The organism is Candidatus Frackibacter sp. WG13 (assembly GCF_900114655.1).
Lineage (GTDB): Bacteria > Bacillota > Halanaerobiia > Halobacteroidales > Acetohalobiaceae > Frackibacter.
In genome coordinates this window covers 1-2,856 of record NZ_FOTT01000042.1, presented here as the reverse complement: position 1 = coordinate 2,856, position 2,856 = coordinate 1, and the positions used below count along the sequence as shown (strand labels likewise).

General features: G+C 32.5%; 2 protein-coding genes and 1 riboswitch. Of the genes, one reads left to right on the top strand and one right to left on the bottom strand.

The features are described from left to right. Nucleotides 1-108 precede the first annotated feature (108 nt). Nucleotides 109-283: riboswitch (cobalamin riboswitch) on the top strand. Between the two features lie 84 nt (nucleotides 284-367). Next, the gene (cobT, locus tag BM077_RS13485; RefSeq protein WP_089751201.1) at nucleotides 368-1,423 is read left to right on the top strand and encodes a nicotinate-nucleotide--dimethylbenzimidazole phosphoribosyltransferase; all 1,056 of its coding nucleotides are present in this window, start codon (nucleotides 368-370) and stop codon (nucleotides 1,421-1,423) included. Between the two features lie 55 nt (nucleotides 1,424-1,478). Here cobT and BM077_RS13480 read toward each other — a convergent pair whose 3' ends face one another. Further along, nucleotides 1,479-2,531: an NAD(P)-dependent alcohol dehydrogenase gene (locus BM077_RS13480; RefSeq protein WP_089751202.1), complete on the bottom strand. Its 1,053-nt coding sequence runs from the start codon at nucleotides 2,529-2,531 to the stop codon at nucleotides 1,479-1,481. Nucleotides 2,532-2,856: the final 325 nt, after the last annotated feature.

The window sequence follows — 2,856 nt, the reverse complement described above, 5'->3', positions numbered from 1 at the left end:
TTAAATGCTTTTATTATTGTATTTAAAAGACTTAGTTTAGTATTTATATTTTAATGAATTGGAAAATATTATATGCTTTTTGTGTTGGAATCATACTATATAATTAAAAAAAATATTAATTATTTAGGTGCCTTAATAAGGAGAATAGGGAATTAAGTTAGAATCTTAAGCGATCCCATCACTGTAATCAGCTTAAAAACTTTTTAGATTCCACCTGTTTAAACAGGGAAGGAAAAAAGTATTTGCTGTAAGTCAGGAGACCTGCCTATTTAATTAAATAATTTGTGAATGATGGAAAAGTTCACGATCTCTTTTGGAGGTCGTGGGCTTTTTTTTATTTTAAAATAATCAAAATGGAGGAATTAAAATGAAAAAACTAGAAAAAACTTTAAACAAAATTGAAAAAGTTGATATCAAAAAAATGAAAGAAGCAGAAAACAGATTGGACCAATTAACAAAACCAAAAGGTAGTCTAGGAAAACTTGAAAAAATGGCTGTTAAATTAGCTGGTATTAGTTCAGAACTTTATCCTAATTTTGAAAAGAAAACTCATATTGTAATGGCTGGAGATCATGGAGTAGTAGCAGAAGGAGTCAGTGCTTTCCCACAGGAAGTAACAACACAAATGGTAGATAATTTTTTAAATAATGGAGCTGCAATTAATGTTTTAGCAGCTGAAATTGGAACAGAAATACAGATTGTTGACATGGGAATGGTAGATAATCTTGATAAAAAAGATTTAATTATTAAAAAAGTAAAAAATGGTACTGATAATATGATAAAAGGAAGAGCAATGACCAGAGAGGAAGCAGTGCAATCACTAGAGGCAGGAATTGATATTGCAGAAAAATACATAAAATCAGGTTCTAAAGTAATTGGAATTGGTGAAATGGGAATTGGTAATACTACTGCAAGTTCTGCTATAATAGCAGCTATAACTAAAGCACCATTAAAAGATATAGTAGGTTTTGGTACTGGTTTGGATCCAGCTGGTGTTGAACATAAAATGGAAATAATTAAAACTGCTTTAGAAGTAAATAATCCCGATCCAAAAGATGCAGTTGATATTCTATCAGCAGTTGGAGGTTTAGAAATAGCAGGTATGGCTGGAGTTATACTTGGAGCAGCAGCCAACAAAGTACCTGTGATTATGGATGGCTTAATCTCAGGTGCTTCAGCTTTAATTGCTCAAAAACTAAAACCCGAAATAGTTGCTTATCTAATTCCGTCTCATAATTCAGTTGAGCCGGGCCACAAAAAAGTTTATGAACAATTAGAACTTAGTCCTTTTCTTGACCTGGATATGCGTTTAGGTGAGGGTACAGGAGCAGTACTGGCTATGCCTTTTTTAGATACTTCTGTTAGTTTAATGAAAAAAATGGCCACATTTGAAGAAGCCGCTGTAAATAATTCTCAAGCATAATTTTTATTTAAATAGGGCACTGATGATCAGTGCCCTATTTGAAAATAACTATATTCTATTTAAATTTAATTAATGGCTTGATTACATTATCTTCTTTAGTTTTCATCAATTCAAAAGCCTGATCTACCTCATCAAAAGTAAACTCATGAGTAGTTAATATTGTGGGATCAAGACGATCATTTTCCAAAAGCCGTAATAAACGTTTCATTCGCTCTGAACCACCTGGACATAAAGCAGTTTTGATTGTCTTGTCACTCATTCCAACTCCCCACTCTAAACGAGGTATTTTTAAATATTCTCCTTCTCCATGGTAACCAACATTAGAGATAGTTCCACCTGGACGAGTAGCCTTAATGCTATTTTCAAATGTTATCTGTGCACCTAAAGCTTCAATAGCAGAATCGACACCCTCACCATCTGTAAGCTCCTTAATTTTCTCTACTGCATCTACTTCGTTGAAATCAATTACTATATCAGCCCCAAACTTCTTAGCTAATTCTTTACGCTCTGGAACAGTTTCTACAGCAATAATCAAACCTGCTCCTAATAACTTGGCACCAACAGTGGCCATTAATCCAACGCCTCCCTGCCCAAAAATAGCAACTGAACCACCAATAGGAATATCAGCATTTTCAGCTCCCATAAATCCTGTAGACATCATATCAGTTGCATACAGTGCTTTTTCATTAGGAACTTCTTCAGGAATTTTGACTAAATTAGCTTTAGCATCTTTAACAATAAAGTACTCAGCAAAAATACCATCCATTACATTAGCATATTTCCAACCACCTAACATTTCTTCACATTGGGAAGGATAACCTCGCTGACAATTATCACATTGAAAACAAGGAGTAATCGCATTAACAACAACTCTTTCTCCTTTTTCAAAGCCTTCTACAGTTTCACCAAGCTTTGCAACTTCCCCCACAGCTTCATGACCTAAAGTTAAATTATTCCGCTCACCAAGAGCACCTGATGCAGTATGTACATCCGAGGTGCAAACTAAAGCAGCAGTTGTTTTAACTAAAGCTTCATTCGGTCCTGGTTCGGGTATCTCTTTTTCCATAAAACCAACTTCACCAATTTCTTTCATTACAAATGCTTTCATCATCTTAGACATAAATTTAAATTCCTCCTTTAATATTGTGATTCTAGTCTTTTGTCCACAATTATTATACTAAGTATTGAACTTTTTGTCAATATTTTCACAATTTTTAAAGAATATAATTTTAACTTAAATGAATTAATAATTTTATAATAATATGATACCCTATCTGATACCAGAAAACAGTTCTAGCTATTTTTTAAAAATTTTTGTTGAAAATTATAAAATTATACTATGATTGTAACACAAAAACACCAAATATTATCTGATTAAACTAAGATTTAAATACTAAAAATCAAGTTTCAACAATATATAATTAAATATCCTG